The following is a 15,887-nucleotide window of genomic DNA, read 5'->3' as shown; positions in this document are numbered from 1 at the left end:
CTACGCCGGGTACGCGCAGGCCGCCCGGGCCGCCGCGGCCTGCTCGTGGTCGCTGAGCGCGATCCGCGCGTACCGGTGCCGGCGAGGGTCGGTGCCGGCGGACCGGGCGTCCACGAACGCCGTCGGCCCGTCGCCGCCGAGGCAGGCGACCGCGGCGATCAGCACCGGCTCCGGTCCGGCGGCGACGCCGTCGAGCGGCCACGAGACGCCGAAGCCGGGCCGGTCGACGGTCTCCTCGGCGAAGCCGACCTGCCGCCAGCGCCGCGCCGTCGGCGGCTCCTCCGGGTGGTAGAGGGCGGCGAAGCCCACGATGTCCAGGCGGGATCCCGCCGCGGTGAGCCGTACCGTGTCCGGCCGTTGCGGATCCGCCGCCGCGGTCAGCGCGATCGCGATGGGGCCCGGCCGGTCGTCGGCGCACCGGACCGGGGCGAGGTCCGGCGGCGGGTTGCCGTGCACGATCCCGGAGGCGATGACGTCGTCGTCGGGCAGCTTGAACCAGCGGATGTCGGGCGTCCCGCCGGTGTTGTCGTGGATCTTCTCGCCGAGGCAGTAGCCGACGAAGCCGATCGTGCACCCGCTCGGGATCGTCCGGGCGATCGGCGCGTCGCGGGCCGCCCCGTCGCGGACCCGGGCTCCCGCGCCGTAACTGACCGCCGTGAACGCCGCGCCGTCCAGCCGCGGCGGGCAACCGGAGTCGTCGCGGTCCGGCACGACGGCGACGGCGAACCCCGCCAGCGACAGCGCCGCCGCGACCCCGGCGGCGACGACGTACCGGCCCCGCGGCCGGCGGCGGGCCGGGCTGGCCGGGTCCACTGTGGCTGTCTCCACCGGCGGCACCGGGCCGGCAACGGGCGGCGCCTGCGCCAGCTCGGCGGTCAGCTCATGCCAGCGACCGCGCCATTCGTCGGTGTCGCCCCGGCAGGCACCGACGTAAGCGAGCACCACGTCCAGGGTCGGCTTGCGGGTGCCGCCGGCGGCCTCGGACAGGGTGGCGGCGCTGTAGCCGGCGGTCCTGGCCAGCGTCCGATACGTCGGGCTGCCCGCCTCGATCCGCACCTTGCGCAGCGCGAAGGCGAACGCCTGGAGCGGGCCGGCCGCCGGATCGACCGCCTTCTCCTGACGAGCCAACCTTGCTCCCCCTCGAAATGGCGGCGCGCGATCGCCTCGTCACCGAGGGATCGCGCGCGGATCACGTCGTCGAGAACGGCGACCGGCCGCCCGGACGCGGGCCACAATATCAACTGGACGAAAGCGAACCAGCCGACCGGCGAGGGCGAGGCAGATGCCCTTGCGGGGTCTCAGCCCGGCGGCCCCGGCCACGGCCTCGCGTTGCAGCGAGGCCGGGCCGTGTGCCACAGAGCTTCCGTGTGTCCGTACGGAATAATCGAGATGGCAGCAGGAAGCCCGCGATCATGACGTCCACTGGCTCGACGGGCGAGGAAGCTCAGGAATCGCTGGCCGAGTGACCGGTAACCGTGAGTCGCCCGGCGACGAACTGCAACGCGTACCAACCGCCGCGGTCTACCAGCGAGGGCAGCGGAATGCGGTAGGCGCCCGCCAAGAAGGACAACAGGACCGGGATGACATCACCGTGAGAGCAGGCCACGACGCGCCCATCCCCATTGGTACCGACCATCTGGGCGAGGGCGCCGAGTGCTTGACCAGCGATCCAGGCGCCGGCGACCGCTTCGCCCATCGGGGCGTACACGCCGTCGACCCACTCGGCGGGTTCATGAAAGCCGGCCGCCTCATATAGCCCGGGTAGCTCGATGAGCGCTCGCCCAGATGCTGCGGACATCGGTTCGACGGTCTGCCGACAGCGCAACGTCGGGCTGCTGTAGATGGCATCGATGTCCGTGCCGACTGCGCGTGCCAGTGCTTGCGCTTGTTCATTGCCGGTGCTGCTCAGCGGGCGATCGTCGTGGTTCCCGGCCCAACCATCGCGGGACACGGATGCGCAGTGGGGAACCAGAATGACTGTGATGTTCGTAGCGTCGAGCATGAATCACATCCTGCCCTCGGCGGAGTCACCCTAGATCTGCCCACGGAAACCTGAGTGGTCGCACATGGATTCGTCCAGCCAGTCGAAGACGATCTGGTCGAAGCGGGAGCGGTTCCAGGCCTCGCAGTGACCGGTCGCGCCGTCGGCGGCCGTGAACCGCACCATCCTCTTCGGACAGTTCAGCGCCGCGTACAGCTTCTCGGCGCCGCTGGAGGCCGGGTCGCCGTCGGCGGCGGCGACCAGCGTCGGGCAGGCGATCGAACCGGCCACGTCCGACAGCGTGTAGCGGCGGCCGAGGTCGATCATCATCTCGGCGAGGGTGGCCGCGCCGTGCACCCACAACCCGCGCTGCACCAGCTTCCACCGGCCGACCGGATCGCCGGCCGCCGCGGCCAGCAGCGGCTCCAGCTCCGCCGGGTCGACGTCGGGGAACGCGTCGCGCACCGGCGGCGGTAGCACGGCCCGGATCGCGGCGGCCTGGTCCCATTGGCCCGGGTCGGCGACCAGCGCCGCGATCCTCGGCTCGCCGGCGGCGCCGCGCGGCGCGAGGTAGCCGCCGAAGCTCCAGCCCATGACGGCGATCCGGTCGGCGTCGACCTCGGGGCGGGCCAGCGCGGCGTCGACGACCGCGCGCAGCACGGTCTCCCAGTCGGGCCGCATCCGCAGCCCTTGCAGGATCAGCGCGCCGCCCTGGCCGGGGCCGTCCACCAGCAGGCAGTGGTAGCCCCGGCGCAGCGCCGGCACGGCGAACGACCAGTACATCTCGTGGACGTTGCTGTCGTAGCCGTCGACGCAGACCAGCAGCGGCCGCACCCCGTCGGCGGCGAGGCACAGGTAGCCGGGCAGGGTGGTGTCCTCGAACGGCACCCGCACGGGCCGCACCGGGTGCGGCGCGAGCGCGGCGAAGCGGCCGAAGCAGTCCGACTCCCGCTCGAACGCCGCCACCAGCCGCGGGTCGGCCGGCTCGCCGAACAGCGGCTGGTACGACGCGCGCAGATAGGTGGCGGCCCGCAGGTACGCCTCGCGGGCGCTGACCCGGTGACCGCGGTCGTGGCTGTCCTCGGCCCAGCCGCGCACCCGGTCCGCGTACCCGCTCCAGGCCTCGTGCCAGGCGCCGGCGTCGCCGGCTCCGGCCTGCTCCGCGATCACGGCGACCTCGCCGTACTCGGCGCCGCCGCGGGTCATCGTCATCAGCGCGCGCTCGGCGAACATCTGCCACAGCGGGTCGTCGAACAGCTGCCTCATGATCCGACAATAGGTGCGATTTCGCCCGCGTCGCTGCGAAACAAAGTTGAGGGCTGGCGCAAATCGGTTTGTCATGCAAACCTATTGGCATGACCACTGAATCGGTATCCGCCGGCGACGACCCCCGCCGGCTGCTGTCAGACGTGCACGCCCTCGCCCGCCGGGTGCGGGTCGATCAGCGGGTGACCTGGGTCGCGCTGCTGGTGCTGGCGGCGGTGACTTTCGTGGGGATCCCGTTCGACTGGTTCGGCATGAAGCTGGACTGCGCGCCCGACGGCAGCTGCGCGTTCGCGCGACGGGGCGTCCTGTACTACTGGCCCGTGGCGCTGCTGGTGGCGTACGCGGCGATCGCGTTCTGCTACCGGCGGGCCGCCCGGGCCCGCGGGGTGGACACCCGGGTGCTGCCCTACGCGGTCACCGGCGCCGCGCTGACCGCCCTGTTCACCGCCGCGTGGATCGCCGCGGCGCTGTACTTCCCGACCCACCCGACCCGCTTCCCGGAGTGGGCGCTCGTGTTCGACCGCCTGATCACGCCGTGGGGCACGATCGGGGTGGCGCTGCTGGTGCTGGCCCGGCTGGAGCGCAACCTCGCCCTGCTGGGATTCACCCTCGTGTACCTGGCGGTGGTGCTGGTGCCGGTCGACTTCGGCTGGGGCGAGGACTGGGGACCCCGGACGATGTTCCTCCCGCAGCAGGTCATCAACGGCGTCGTGCTGCTGCTGGGCGCGGTCGGCTTCGCGATCGCCCGCCGGCGGCAACGATGACCGCCGAGGCCGGCATTCCCGACGCCCACCCGGTCACCGGCCTGGACGACGTGGTCCATCAGCGGGTCCGGCTCGGCATCCTCACCATCACGCACGAGGCGCGCCGGGTGGAGTTCGGCTACCTGAAGGCCCAGCTGGAGCTCACCGCCGGCAACCTCTCCCAGCACCTGGGGGTGCTCGAGACGGCCGGCCTGGTCGAGGTCGAGAAGGGGTACGCCGGCCGGCGCGGCCGCACCTGGATCACGCTCACCGCCGCCGGCAGCGCCGCGCTCGCCGCGGAGATCGGGCGGCTGAAGCTGCTCATCGCGCGGGTCGAGACCCCCGGGGACTGAGCGAGGTCCAGCCCCGCTCGTGCAGCCGCTCGAACCCGTCCAGGAGCACCTCGAGCGCGAACTCGAACTCGAACTGATCGTCACAGCCGGAGCCGACGATCGACGCGTCCTCGTGCGCGGCCGCGAGGGCCATCTCCGCGACGTACGGGAAGGCCGCCGCCAGCTCACGGGCGGCGGCGGCCGCCGCGGCGGGGTCGGCCGGCCCCTCCTGCGCGGTGAAGAGCTCCTGGGTGAAGCCCAGCACCCGGCTGCCCATGGCATGCATGACGTGATGGGTGAGGTCGGCGGAGAAGCCGCCGGCCCGGAACATGCCGATGACCGAGTCCAGGTACCCGAGCACCGCCGGCGTCGGCGCCTGGCGCGTCTCGATCGCCCGGGACACCCACGGGTGCCGCAGCATCGTCCGCCGCGCCGACAGGACCCGCTGCCGTACCGCGGGCTTCCAGTCGGTGCCGTGCTCCGGCGCGTCGATCCGCGCCACGACCGTGTCCACCATGCCGTCGACTAGCTCGTCCCGGTTCGCGACGTGCTTGTAGAGCGCCATCGGCACGACGCCGAGCTCCTGGGCGAGCTTGCGCATGCTGAGCGCCTCGATCCCGATCACGTCGGCCAGAGCTACCGCGGCGTGCAGCACTCGTTCCCTGCTCAGGGCCATCGGCCCACCTTTCCGTTGACCTGGTGTACGCCGTACACCTATCCTCACCTCAAGCGGGTGTACGCCGTACACCTTAGCGACGAGGGAGGCAGCGATGAAGGCGATCGTGCAGGACGGGTACGGCGGACCGGAAGTACTGCGGTTCAAGGAGGTGGAGCGGCCGGCCGCGGACGGCGACCGGCTGCTGGTGCGGGTCCGCGCCGCCGCGGTCAACGCGTACGACTGGCACGTCATGCGGGGCGACCCGGGGCTGGCCCGGCTCTCGGTCGGCCTGCGACGCCCGAAGACCCGGATCCGCGGCCGCGACTTCGCCGGGCTGGTGGAGGCGGTCGGGCCGGCGGTGACCCGGTTCCGCCCGGGCGACGAGGTCTTCGGCGACCTCGGCCCGGCCGACGGCGCGTTCGCCGAGTACGTGAGCGTCGCCGAGGACCTGGTGGCGGCGCGGCCGCCCGGCCTCACGCCGGAGCATGCGGCCGCGATTCCCCTGGCGGGCGTGACCGCGCTGCAGGGCCTGCGCGGCCTGGCGCCCGGGCAGCGGATCCTGATCAACGGCGCCTCGGGCGGGGTGGGCACCTTCGCCGTGCAGCTGGCGAAGGCCGCCGGCGCGGAGGTCACCGGGGTGTGCGGCACCAGGAACGTCGCGCTGGTCCGCTCGCTGGGCGCCGACCACGTCGTCGACTACCGCGGCGACGACGCCTTCGCCGCCGGCCGCCGCTACGACGTCGTGTTCGACCTGGTGGGCAACCGCTCCCTGAGCGAGTACCGGCGCGCGCTGACGCCGGCCGGGACGCTGATCCTCTCCGGCGGCGGCGTCTACGAGGGCGGCAGCCTCCTCGGGCCCATGCGCCTGATCCTGCGCGGGCAACTGATGTCCCGCTTCGTCAGCCAGCGGGTGCTGATCCTGCGCGCGGTCACCAGCCGGGACGACCTGGCGACGCTCGCCGACATGGCGGCGGCCGGCACGCTGACGCCGGCGATCGACCGGATGTTCCCGCTCTCGGCGACGGCCGACGCGATCCGGTACCTCGAGCAGGAGCACGCCACCGCGAAGGTCGTCATCACTGTCTGATGAGGACGAAGCTTTCGTGTAATGAGGCAAAAGTTTGAACAACTTCATCGAAAGTCATGGACGCATCGCGGAAACTCGATCAGGATATTCACCACCCTGAATTCCACCCGTAACGGGAGCGCCCATGAAACGTGCGGTAGTGGCCGCCTTGCTCATCGGAACCTTCACCGCGGTGCCGGCGTACGCCGGCGATCCGCCCCAGGAGCCGGGGGTCACCCTCCGCACGTACGACATCGGGGTGCCGCTCAGCCGGGTCTGCGACCTCAAGCCCGGCCAGACGCCCAATGTGGACAAGCTCATGCCGACGGTGGACTGGTCGACCGACGAGCAGTTCGGCCTGGCGGACAACTTCGTCACGCACGTGCTGGCCACCCTGACCGCGCCCGCCGCCGGGACGTACACGTTCCGGCTCACCAGCGACGACGGTTCGAAGCTGTGGATCGGCGACACCCTGGTGGTCGACCACGACGGGCTGCACGGCGCCGAGCCCAAGGACGGCACGATCGAGCTGACCGCCGGGGCGCACCCGCTGCGCATCGAGCACTTCGAGCGCACCGGCGGCCAGCGGCTCGCCCTCGCCTGGCGCCCGCCGGGCGCGGACGGCTTCGCGGTGGTGCCGACCGGCGCCCTGAGCACCGACGCCGGAGTGGTCCGGGTGACCGCGCCGGGACGCAAGGAGTGCACCTCCGGAACGGACACGCCGGGCGACGGGCTGCCGCTCACCGCCGTACACCCCGGCTACGACCTCACCGACCTGCGGCCGCCGGGCTTCCAGCCGCAGGTCACCGGCATCGCGTGGCGGCCGGACGGCAAGATGGTGCTCAGCACGTGGGGCGGCTCGGACACCCTGGCCGGCGAGGTGTACCTGGTCGAGAAGGTGACCGGTGAGACCGGGCCGGGCAGGGTCGTCTACCGCAAGCTCGCCGGCGGCCTGAAGGAGCCGATGGGCGTCGCCGTCGTCGACGGCATGGTGTACGTGTCGCAGAAGCACGAGCTGACCGAGCTGCGCGACACCGACGGCGACGAGGTGCTCGACGCGCGGCGCACCGTGGCCGTCTGGCCGTTCGGCGGCAACTTCCACGAGTTCGCGTTCGGCCTGCTCTACAAGGGCGGGAACTTCTACCTCAACCTCTCGGTCTCGATCAACCTGGGCGGCGCGACCACCGACCCGCAACCGGTCGGCGGCCGCGGCACCAGCGTCGTGGTCAACCGGCGCACCGGGAAGGTGACCACCGTGGCCGGCGGCCTGCGCACCCCGAACGGGATCGGCTGGGGACCGGGCGGCGAGCTGTACGTCACCGACAACCAGGGCGGGTGGCTGCCCTCCTCCAAGCTCGTGAAGATCGAGAAGGGCGCGTTCTACCAGCACTTCACCAACCCGGACGGCCCGTACGACGCCCGGGCGGTCACCCGGCCGGTGCTGTGGCTGCCGCAGAACGAGATCGCCAACTCGCCCAGCACGCCGGTGCTGCTGAGGTCGGGGCCGTACCGCGGGCAGTTCCTCATCGGCGACGTCACCTACGGCGGGTTGCAGCGCGCGTACCTGGAGACGGTGCATGGCCGGGAGCAGGGCGCGGTGTTCCGGCACACCCAGGGCCTCGAGGCCGGCGTCAACGAGGTGTCGATCGGCCCGGACGGCGCGATCTACGTCGGCGGGCTCGGCGCCGACGGCAACTGGGGCCAGGAGGGCAAGCTCCGGTACGGCCTGCAGAAGCTCACCCCGAACGGCACCGACGTCTTCGACATGCGGACCATGAAGGCCACCGCGACCGGATTCAGGATCGAGTACACCAAGCCGCTCTCCGACGCCACGGTCGCGAAGCTGCCCACCGCGTACGGGATCGAGCAGTGGCGCTACGTGCCCACCGCGCAGTACGGCGGCCCGAAGGTGGACCAGGAGACGCTGCCGGTGACCTCGGCCAAGGTCTCCGCCGACCGCCGGACCGTCACGCTGACGGTCGCCGGGCTGCGCCGCGACCGCGTGGTGCACCTGCGCTCGCCGCGCCCGTTCAGCGCCCGGGACGGCGAGACACTGTGGAGCACCGAGGCCTGGTACACGCTGAACGAGGTGCCCGGCCCGCGGCCGCGGCAGGTGCACTACGAGGCCGAGGAGGGCAACCGGGAGGGCGGCGCCACGCTCGCCACCGACCACCGCGGCTACACCGGCGTCGGCTTCGTGGCCGGCTTCGGCGCGCTGAACGCCGCCACCACCACGCACGTGACGGTGGACAAGGCCGGCGACTACGCGGTCGGGCTGCGCTACTCCAACGGGCCCAACCCGTTCAGCGGCACCAAGACCGTGAGCGTGCACGTCAACGGCCGCAAGATCCGCCAGGTCGCGCTGCCGTCGACGGTCACCTGGGACGAGTGGGCGACGGCCACCGAGACGCTGCCGCTGCGCAAGGGCGTGAACGCGATCCAGTACCGGGTCGACGCCACCGACACCGGGCACGTCAACCTCGACCTGATCAGCGTGCGCCGTCCCGGTGAACGGATCACGCTGGTCGACGGCAACGGGCTGGACGACTGGCAGCACACCGACGGGCGCCGGCCGCAGTGGCCGGCCGTCGAGGACGCCGCGATCGAGGTGTGTTGCGGCGACCTGCGCACCAAGGAGGCGTTCCGCGACTACCGGCTGCACGTCGAGTTCAAGGTGCCGCTCCTGCCGCCGGAGGTGACCGGGCAGAACCGCGGCAACAGCGGCGTATACCAGCAGGAGCGATACGAGATCCAGATCCTCGACTCGTACGGCGACCCGACGCTCGACAACAACGAGGCCGGCGCGATCTACCTGCACAAGGCACCGGACGTGAACGCGTCCACCGCGCCGGAGACGTGGCAGAGCTACGACATCACGTTCCACGCGGCCCGCTACGACGCGGCCGGCGCCAAGACCGCGAACGCCCGCGTCACCCTGGTCTGGAACGGCCGCAAGGTGCACGACGAGGTGGAGATCCCGGCCGGCACCGGCGGCAACATCCCGGAGGGCGAGTCGACGGGTGCCATCCGCCTACAGGACCACGGCAACAAGGTCAGGTATCGCAACGTCTGGATCGAACCGCTCCCCTAGGAGCCGGAGATCAAACCGATTTTCTGGTACGGCTACGGCGCGCCCAACCGCAACACCGGGCGCCTGTCTCCAGCCTCAGGGCCAGTCGCCGGTCCGGACCGTGGCCCGGCCGCCGGGCCGGCGGCCGGGCCGGCGGATTGCGGGTCATTCGATCGGGTTCATCGTGACTCGCGGCGGTTTCCGGGGCGGGATGGCTGATAACTTCGAGCCACAATTCGGACATCCGGGAGGCTTTGGTGAGCTTCGTTCAGATCATCGAGTACGAGACCGACCGACCGGACGAGATCCAGGCGCTCGGGGACGCGCAGATCGCCCGGGCGGGCGAGGCGCCGCCGGGATTCCGGCTCACCGTCGCTCAGGACCGGGAGAACCCGAAGCGGTTCGTGACCATTGTGGAGTTCGCGTCCTACGAGGAGGCCATGGCGAACAGCGACCGGCCCGAGACCGGCGAGTTCGCCCGGCAGATGGCGGCGCTGTGCACGGGCGCCCCGCGCTTCAGCAACCTCGACGTCGTCCGGTCCGCACCCTAGGGTCGCCCGCCCTGCGCACCGCCGCCATCAGCAGTCGCCAGAACGCGTCGACCTCGAGACCCACCGCGACCTCCGCGTTCGGCGCGGCGGCGGTGCGGGAGTGCAGGTCGACGACGGTGGCGCCGCGGGTGTGCGTCCCGGTCAGCTCGACGGCGACCGGGGCCGCGACGGTGCGCAGGATCGACGGGTCGATGACGGCGGCCACGGCGATCGGGTCGTGCACCGGCGGGTGCTCGAACCCGAACACCCGGCGATAGGTGCCCGCGAAGTACGTCATCAGGTCCGCGCAGACGGCGCCCAGCCGGGTGTCCAGCCCTCGGAGCGCGGCGATGATCTGGTCGGTCGCCAGGGCGAGGTGGGTGACGTTCAGGCCGATCATGGTGGCCGGCACCCCCGACCGCAGGACGATGTCGGCCGCCTCGGGGTCGGTGACGACGTTGAACTCGCCGTACGGGGTCGTGTTGCCCCGCTCGGTCGAGCCGCCCATGAAGACGATGCGGCGCAGGCGCGGCACCACCTCGGGATGGCCGCGCAGCAGCAGCGCGACGTTGGTCAACGGCCCCGTGGCGATCAGGGTGACCGGTTCGGCGCAGTCGGCGATGAGCCGCCGCATCAGCTCGACCCCGTGCAGCGGCCCGGCCTCGGCGACCGGCACGTCGAGGTCGGGCCCGTCCAGCCCGGACGCGCCGTGGATGTCCGCCGCGACGACGAGGTCGGCGACCAGGGGCCGGTCGCAGCCGGCCGCGACCGGAACGTCCGCGGCGCCGGCCAGGGCGAGGATCCGCAGCGCGTTCCTCGTCGTCTTGTCGAGGGTCTGGTTGCCGGCGACGGTGGTGACGCCGAGCAGGCGCAGCCGCGGGTCGCCGACGGCCAGCAGCAGGGCCAGCGCGTCGTCGTGCCCCGGATCGCAGTCGATGATCACCGGAACCGCGGCGGACTCCCTCATCCGCACGACGATAGTGGCCGGACCGGGTTCCGGGTGCGGGGCGGACGCGCCGCCCCGCACCCGGACGGTCACTTCTCCGGCGTCAGCAGCGACTCCGGCGCCACCGTGGCGACCGGCGGGCGCTGCTTGCCCGTCGGCGCGGACAGGGTGGCAGGCTCACCCGGCGGCGGGAGCGGCTCGGTGAACGGCTGCACCGAGTCCGTGCAGACCTTGCCCTTGGCGGGCGGCCTGCCGGTCAGCAGGTAGTCGTCGATGGAGGTGGTGGCGCACACGCCCGAGCCGTACGCGGTGTGGCCCCAGTTGTTGCTGGACAGCAGCCGCGAGTTCGGCAGCAGCCGGCTCGACGCGACCGCGCCCTGATAGTTCGTCGCCGGGTCCCAGAAGTTGCCGACGACCAGCACCGGCGCGGCGGTCCGCCGGGTGAACGGCCCGCGGTAGGCGTCCTCGTCCTGCACGGTCCAGGTCTTGTTCGCGCACTGGCTGTCGATCCAGCCCCAGGCCCGGCCGAAGTACGGCGCCTTCTGGTCGCGACGGGCGGTCGCCGCCGGCCAGGAACCGGCGTCCGCCGGATGCCGGCCGTCGGTGCAGACGACCGCGCTCATCGCCTCGAAGCCGTTCTGGTACGGGAAGTCGTAACCCCGCTTGGTCGCCTGCGCCGCCCGGGCCCGCTCGGTCAGCGCCGCGGTCGAGCCTTCGTGCAGCGCCGCCCACACCTCCGCGGAGATCTCGGTGACCGCCTGGCCGGCGTTGAGGTCGTAGAGCGAGCCGAGGATCGCGCTCACGAAGATCGCGTAGGTGACGGTGAACGTGCCGCCCTCGCCGTCGGGCAGCTGGAGCGGCTTCGCGCGCAGTTCGCGGGCGATGGTGTCGAAGTTCTTGACCGGATCGCCCGCGGCGAAGACGCAGTGGGTCTCGCCCGCCCGGTCGCAGCGCTTGAGGATCTCGTTCAGCGCCTTGTACGCGCCGTCGGACGAGCGCAGCCGGTCGTCGAGGATCTTCTTGGTGTTGCCGACCCAGGCGACCGGGTCGAGCACGCCGTCGATGACCAGGGCGCGGAACCGGTCCGGGAACAGGTTCGCGTAGTACTGGCCCAGCGCGCTGCCGTAGCTGAAGCCCAGGTAGTTGAGCTTCTTGTCGCCGACCGCGCGGCGCATGACGTCCATGTCGCGGGCCACCTCGGCGGTGGACATCGCGCCGGCCAGCTTCTTTCCGGTGGTGGAGCAGGCCTTGCCGAACCGCTTCGACCCGGTCACGTACCGCTTCTCCTCCGCCTTCGTGAACGGGAACGGCACGTTCATCAGGTCGAGGACGGCGGTCTGGTCCTTGACCGACTTGAAGCAGCGGACGTTCGCGCTGGCGCCGATGCCGCGGGGGTCGACACCCACGATGTCGAAGCGCTGCAGCAGCGAGTCGCTGAGGAAGTAGGGCGCGAAGAGGGCGAAGTCGGTCGCCGAGCCGCCCGGGCCACCGGGGTTGAGGAACAGGCTGCCGATCTTGTTCTTCTGGTCCTTCGCCTTGATCCGCAGGATGGCGATCTCGGTGGTGGCGCCCTTCGGCTTGTCGTAGTCGAGCGGCAGCCGGGTGGTGGCGCACTCGGCGATGTCGTAGCACTTGTACCAGCCGAGCTTCGGCGTCGGCACCTTGTCGACCCGCGCCCGCTCCGCCTTCGCGGTGCGATCGTGCGAGGCCGGTGCGGCGGAACCGGGCGCGGCGGCGACGACGGACAGGACGATGCCGGCCAGTGCGGCGGTCAGTAATCGGTGCGTCTTCTCCCGCATGCGGACGACCCTTCTGACGATGGAGTCGCGGCGTCGACACCGCGACCCCAGGCATAGTAGGCAGTCGATGCCACGCTCAGTGATCATCTAAACAGGACGGATCGGGACACCGGGGTTGCGCGATCGTGGAAGAGTTACGGTCATCTATGGGCGCCGGGCCCTTTTGCGGCCCGGCTGACGGGAGGGCCCTGCATGCGCCTGAGAAAACTGCCCACCGCACTGCTCGCCGCCGTCACGGCCGCCGCGCTCGTCGCGGTCGCGCCGGACGCGGCGTCCGCGGCACCGGACCCGGGGACGTCGCCCGGCCGGCCGGCCGGGAAGTCCACCAGCATCACCCTGATCACCGGCGACCGGGTGGTCGTCGCGCCGGACGGACAGACCAGCATCGAACGCGCGCCCGGGCGTACGGGCACGCGGTTCCTCAGCCGCAAGGCCGGCAGGCACCACTACGTGATCCCGGACGACGCGCTGCCGCTGGTGCGGGGCGGCCGGCTCGACCAGCGGCTGTTCGACCTGACCGCGCTGCGCGACTTCGGCTACACCGGCGAGGCCCAGCTGCCGCTGCTCCTCGCGTACCCCCGATCCGGAAGCCGCAAAGGCCCGGCGGGCGCGCGGGCGGCAACCAGCGCGACGGCGGAGATCACCCGCGACCTGGGCGGGGTGAGCGCGCTCGCGGTGCGCGCGAAGCGCACCGCGCGGGCCGAGCTCTGGCAGTCCCTGACCACGGGTACGGCCGGAGCACGCGCGCTGTCGCCGGGTGTCGAACGGGTCTACCTGGACGGCAAGCGCAAGCTCGACCTGGACGTCAGCGTGCCGCAGATCGGCGCGCCGTCGGCCTGGCAGGCGGGCCTGGACGGCACCGGCGTGACGGTGGCGATCCTGGACTCCGGCATCGACGCCACCCACCCGGACTTCGCCGGGAAGATCGTGGCGAACGAGAACTTCACCCCCGACCCGAACACCGACGACCTCGTCGGGCACGGCACGCACGTCGCCTCGATCATCGCCGGCAGCGGCGCGAAGTCCGGCGGTAAGTACAAGGGCGTCGCGCCCGGCGCGAAGCTGGCGATCGGCAAGGTGTGCTCGACCGAGTTCTGCGAGGAGTCGTCGATCCTGGCCGGCATGCAGTGGGCGGCGAAGGCCGCCCCTGTGATCAACATCAGCCTGGGCGGCGGCGACTCGCCGAGCATCGACCCGCTGGAGCAGGCCGTCGAGGACCTCACCGCGGCGCACGGCGCCCTCTTCGTGATCGCGGCCGGCAACTCCGGCGGCACCGCGACCGTCGGCTCGCCGGGCAGCGCCGACTCGGCCCTCACCGTCGGCGCGGTCGACGACGAGGACCAGCTGGCCGAGTTCTCCAGCCGCGGCCCCCGGGTCGGCGACGACGCCATCAAGCCGGACATCACCGCGCCGGGCGTGGACATCGTCGCCGCGCGGGCCGCGAACGGCCAGATCGGCACCCCGGCCGGGGACGGCTACGTGAGCCTCTCCGGCACCTCGATGGCCACGCCGCACGTCGCCGGCGCGGCGGCGATCGTCACCCAGCAGCACCCCGGCTGGTCCGCCAGGCAGCGCAAGACCCTGCTGATGGGCGCCGCGAAGCCGACCGACGGCGTCGACGTGTTCGGCCAGGGCGCGGGCCGCGTCGACGTGGCCCGGGTGGTGCGCCAGGCGGTCTCGGTCGACGAGGGCAGTGTCAGCTTCGGCCGGCAGCTCTGGCCGCACGACGACGACGTGCCGGTCACCAAGACCGTCACCTACCGCAACGGCGGCACGGCGCCGATCGCCCTGTCGCTGTCGCTGACCGGCGACACCCGCACGTTCTCGCTGGCCGCGACCGGCGTCACCGTGCCGGCCGGCGGCACCGCGACGACCACGGTCACGGCGAACACCGGCGGCGCGGGCACCGACGGCTTCAAGACCGGCCGGCTGGTCGCGACGGGCCCCGGCGACATCCGGGTGGAGACCCCCGTCGCGGTGAACCGCGAGGTGGAGAGCTACAACGTCACGCTGAAGCACACCGCCCGGGATGACCGACCCGCCGAGTACTTCACTTCGCTCAACCGGCTGGGCACCGCCGAGTTCTACGACGCCTCCGGCACCGAGGCGACCGAGGTGGTGCGACTGCCCAAGGGCGAGTACGGCCTGCTCTCCTGGACCTTCACCGAGACGGACCTCACCATGCTGGTCCAGCCGAGGCTCGTGGTCGGCGGCCCGGCGACCGTGCGGCTGGACGCCCGCCGCGGCAAGCCGGTGAAGATCACCGTGCCCCGCAAGGACGCGACGCCGGCCCTGGTCGCGATCAACGCCGACTGGGTCAACGAGGACTTCGGGGTCGGCGCCTCCGCGCTCTCCGAGAACGGCAGCGACCTGTTCCTCGGCCAGGTCGGCCCGCGCGGCCGGCAGGCGGGCTTCTACTCCTCGGTCAACGCGGCCTTCGCGAAGTTCGACGCGGCCGGCGAGACCTTCCGGGACACGCCCTTCCTCTACAACCTCTCGTACCTGAAGAAGGGCGCGTTCTACGACGGCTACACCAAGCGGGTACGGGCGCGTGACCTGGCCACGGTGAAGTCCGGATTCGGCTACGAGGCCGCGGGCGTCACCGGCGTCAAGTACAACTGGTCCGACCTGGGGCCGGACATCGGCGGCTGGGCCGTCGGCATCCCGTTCCGGCTGCCGTCCAAGCGCACCGACTACCTGAGCACCGAGGGCGGGGTCACCTGGTCCGGCGACTTCGGCCAGGAGCTGCAGAGCGATCCGGACAGCTTCCCGGAGACGCTCAGCATCGCCGTCGTGCCCAACACGCGGTACAAGCCGGGCCGGACCTACCGGCAGGAGTGGAACCGGGCGGCGTTCGCGCCCTCGGTCGCCGGCGACATCGACGCGGCGGTGCGGGACGGTGACGTGATCCAGGCGTTCGTCCCGCTGTTCAGCGACGGCGTCGGGCACCTGGGCGACTCGCGCACCGACACCGCGCGGACCGCGCTCTACCGCGGCGGCACGCTGGTCGGCGAGGAGCCCTCGACCTACGCCGAGTTCGAGGTGCCGCCGGGTGCCGCGCGGTACCGGCTGGAGCAGTCCGCCACCCGCGGCGCGCCGTTCCGGCTGTCGACATCGGTCAGCGCCGCGTGGACGTTCCGCTCGGCGACGACCGGGGAGACCCCGGTACGCCTGCCGCTGTCCACGGTCCGGTTCAGCCCGCCCGTCGACGCGAAGAACGTGGCACCGGCCGGCCGCGCGTTCGCGATCCCGGTCACGGTCGAGCGGACGACCGGTTCGGCGGCGCGGCCCAACCGCGCGCTGACCGTCGACTTCTCGACCGACGACGGGCGCACGTGGCGGAAGGCCAAGGTGCGCGGTACCGGCGACCGGCGGGTGGTGCTGGTGAGCAATCCCGCCGGCGCCGGGTTCGTGTCGCTGCGCGCCAACGCCACCGACGCCGCGGGCAACACCGCCGCGGTGACGGTGCTGCGGGCGTACGCGGTCGGATAAGTGG

The 15,887-nt window shown here is 72.2% G+C and carries 12 protein-coding genes; 6 read left to right on the top strand and 6 right to left on the bottom strand.

Annotated features, from left to right (window positions below; genetic code table 11):
• The 3 genes from ACIBSW_RS19440 to ACIBSW_RS19430 all read right to left on the bottom strand — a co-directional run bounded on the left by ACIBSW_RS19440 (position 1) and on the right by ACIBSW_RS19430 (position 3,247).
• On the bottom strand, positions 1-1,128 hold the full coding sequence (locus ACIBSW_RS19440) for a helix-turn-helix transcriptional regulator (RefSeq protein ID WP_354730507.1): 1,128 nt from the start codon (positions 1,126-1,128) through the stop codon (positions 1-3).
• A 316-nt stretch (positions 1,129-1,444) separates the two neighbouring features.
• Positions 1,445-2,002, bottom strand: a complete 558-nt coding sequence (locus ACIBSW_RS19435) for a histidine phosphatase family protein (RefSeq protein WP_354730454.1) — start codon at positions 2,000-2,002, stop codon at positions 1,445-1,447.
• A gap of 30 nt (positions 2,003-2,032) precedes the next feature.
• Positions 2,033-3,247 (bottom strand): alpha/beta fold hydrolase, encoded by a 1,215-nt coding sequence (locus ACIBSW_RS19430; RefSeq protein WP_354730456.1) that lies wholly within the window; start codon positions 3,245-3,247, stop codon positions 2,033-2,035.
• Between the two features lie 89 nt (positions 3,248-3,336).
• Between ACIBSW_RS19430 and ACIBSW_RS19425 the strand changes: the two genes are divergently transcribed.
• Both ACIBSW_RS19425 and ACIBSW_RS19420 read left to right on the top strand, forming a co-directional pair.
• Positions 3,337-4,011 (top strand): hypothetical protein, encoded by a 675-nt coding sequence (locus ACIBSW_RS19425; RefSeq protein WP_354730458.1) that lies wholly within the window; start codon positions 3,337-3,339, stop codon positions 4,009-4,011.
• The gene (locus tag ACIBSW_RS19420) at positions 4,008-4,343 is read left to right on the top strand and encodes a transcriptional regulator (protein WP_354730460.1); all 336 of its coding nucleotides are present in this window, start codon (positions 4,008-4,010) and stop codon (positions 4,341-4,343) included. Before ACIBSW_RS19425 ends, ACIBSW_RS19420 begins: the two co-directional genes overlap by 4 nt.
• Here ACIBSW_RS19420 and ACIBSW_RS19415 read toward each other — a convergent pair.
• Positions 4,312-4,998, bottom strand: a complete 687-nt coding sequence (locus ACIBSW_RS19415; RefSeq protein WP_354730462.1) for a TetR/AcrR family transcriptional regulator C-terminal domain-containing protein — start codon at positions 4,996-4,998, stop codon at positions 4,312-4,314. The two genes, ACIBSW_RS19420 and ACIBSW_RS19415, sit on opposite strands and share 32 nt — an antisense overlap.
• 94 nt (positions 4,999-5,092) lie before the next feature.
• On the opposite strand from ACIBSW_RS19415, the gene ACIBSW_RS19410 reads away from it, so the two are divergent.
• The 3 genes from ACIBSW_RS19410 (at position 5,093) to ACIBSW_RS19400 (ending at position 9,667) form a co-directional block, all read left to right on the top strand.
• On the top strand, positions 5,093-6,067 hold the full coding sequence (locus ACIBSW_RS19410) for an NAD(P)-dependent alcohol dehydrogenase (protein WP_354730464.1): 975 nt from the start codon (positions 5,093-5,095) through the stop codon (positions 6,065-6,067).
• A 124-nt stretch (positions 6,068-6,191) separates the two neighbouring features.
• Entirely contained in the window at positions 6,192-9,137 is a 2,946-nt protein-coding gene (locus ACIBSW_RS19405) for a family 16 glycoside hydrolase (RefSeq protein ID WP_354730466.1), read from the top strand.
• Positions 9,138-9,373: 236 nt separating this feature from the next.
• Positions 9,374-9,667 (top strand): hypothetical protein, encoded by a 294-nt coding sequence (locus tag ACIBSW_RS19400; RefSeq protein ID WP_354728186.1) that lies wholly within the window; start codon positions 9,374-9,376, stop codon positions 9,665-9,667.
• On the opposite strand, the gene ACIBSW_RS19395 is transcribed toward ACIBSW_RS19400, so the two are convergent.
• Together ACIBSW_RS19395 and ACIBSW_RS19390 are read right to left on the bottom strand one after the other, a co-directional pair.
• The gene (locus tag ACIBSW_RS19395; RefSeq protein ID WP_354728184.1) at positions 9,633-10,613 is read right to left on the bottom strand and encodes a nucleoside hydrolase; all 981 of its coding nucleotides are present in this window, start codon (positions 10,611-10,613) and stop codon (positions 9,633-9,635) included. The two genes, ACIBSW_RS19400 and ACIBSW_RS19395, sit on opposite strands and share 35 nt — an antisense overlap.
• Before the next feature lie 68 nt (positions 10,614-10,681).
• Entirely contained in the window at positions 10,682-12,391 is a 1,710-nt protein-coding gene (locus ACIBSW_RS19390; RefSeq protein WP_354728182.1) for an alpha/beta hydrolase, read from the bottom strand.
• 192 nt (positions 12,392-12,583) lie between these two features.
• Between ACIBSW_RS19390 and ACIBSW_RS19385 the strand changes: the two genes are divergently transcribed.
• Entirely contained in the window at positions 12,584-15,883 is a 3,300-nt protein-coding gene (locus ACIBSW_RS19385; RefSeq protein ID WP_354728180.1) for a S8 family serine peptidase, read from the top strand.
• Positions 15,884-15,887 lie beyond the last annotated feature (4 nt).

Origin of the sequence: Actinoplanes sp. NPDC049668 (assembly GCF_044465445.1) — a bacterium.
GTDB lineage: Bacteria > Actinomycetota > Actinomycetes > Mycobacteriales > Micromonosporaceae > Actinoplanes.
The sequence above is the reverse complement of the archived record's forward strand: the minus strand, read 5'-3'. Positions and strand labels throughout refer to the sequence as shown.

What these genes read in the sequence shown, in the direction of transcription:
- ACIBSW_RS19425 (WP_354730458.1), top strand. Translation starts at nt 3,337, where the DNA reads ATGACCACTGAATCGGTATCCGCCGGCGACGACCCCCGCCGGCTGCTG.
- ACIBSW_RS19410 (WP_354730464.1), top strand. Translation starts at nt 5,093, where the DNA reads ATGAAGGCGATCGTGCAGGACGGGTACGGCGGACCGGAAGTACTGCGG.
- ACIBSW_RS19420 (WP_354730460.1), top strand. Translation starts at nt 4,008, where the DNA reads ATGACCGCCGAGGCCGGCATTCCCGACGCCCACCCGGTCACCGGCCTG.
- ACIBSW_RS19390 (WP_354728182.1), bottom strand. Translation starts at nt 12,391, where the DNA reads ATGCGGGAGAAGACGCACCGATTACTGACCGCCGCACTGGCCGGCATC.
- ACIBSW_RS19395 (WP_354728184.1), bottom strand. Translation starts at nt 10,613, where the DNA reads ATGAGGGAGTCCGCCGCGGTTCCGGTGATCATCGACTGCGATCCGGGG.
- ACIBSW_RS19435 (WP_354730454.1), bottom strand. Translation starts at nt 2,002, where the DNA reads ATGCTCGACGCTACGAACATCACAGTCATTCTGGTTCCCCACTGCGCA.
- ACIBSW_RS19430 (WP_354730456.1), bottom strand. Translation starts at nt 3,247, where the DNA reads ATGAGGCAGCTGTTCGACGACCCGCTGTGGCAGATGTTCGCCGAGCGC.
- ACIBSW_RS19385 (WP_354728180.1), top strand. Translation starts at nt 12,584, where the DNA reads ATGCGCCTGAGAAAACTGCCCACCGCACTGCTCGCCGCCGTCACGGCC.
- ACIBSW_RS19415 (WP_354730462.1), bottom strand. Translation starts at nt 4,998, where the DNA reads ATGGCCCTGAGCAGGGAACGAGTGCTGCACGCCGCGGTAGCTCTGGCC.
- ACIBSW_RS19405 (WP_354730466.1), top strand. Translation starts at nt 6,192, where the DNA reads ATGAAACGTGCGGTAGTGGCCGCCTTGCTCATCGGAACCTTCACCGCG.